Source organism: Priestia sp. SIMBA_032 (assembly GCF_046535215.1).
Classification (GTDB): domain Bacteria; phylum Bacillota; class Bacilli; order Bacillales; family Bacillaceae_H; genus Priestia; species Priestia aryabhattai.
This window is the reverse complement of sequence record NZ_JAWRXD010000231.1, coordinates 1-364: the sequence shown is the minus strand read 5'-3', so window position 1 is coordinate 364 and position 364 is coordinate 1. Positions and strand designations below refer to the sequence as shown.

Below are 364 nucleotides of genomic sequence, written 5' to 3'. Positions count from 1 at the left end.
ATGGTGTACAAACATTACGTGCCGTAGAAAACTTCCCAATTACAGGATATCGCATTCATCCATCACTCATTACAGCAATGGCAATTGTGAAAAAAGCGGCGGCACTTGCGAATATAGATACTGGTTACTTAGCTAAAGACATTGGACATGAAATTGCAGAAGCAGCGCAAGAAATTGTTGATGGAAAGTTTCATGATCAATTTATCGTGGATCCTATTCAAGGCGGAGCCGGAACTTCTATTAATATGAATACAAATGAAGTAATTGCGAATAGAGCGTTAGAACGTATGGGGTATGAAAAAGGGGCGTATGCGAAAATTAGCCCAAACACTCATGTGAACATGGCCCAATCAACGAACGATGC

General features: G+C 40.7%; 1 protein-coding gene. It reads left to right on the top strand.

Going from position 1 to position 364, the window contains the following annotated elements:
- Positions 1 to 364: lyase family protein (locus SB717_RS34135; protein WP_410907260.1), on the top strand; the 364-nt coding region annotated here is incomplete at both ends.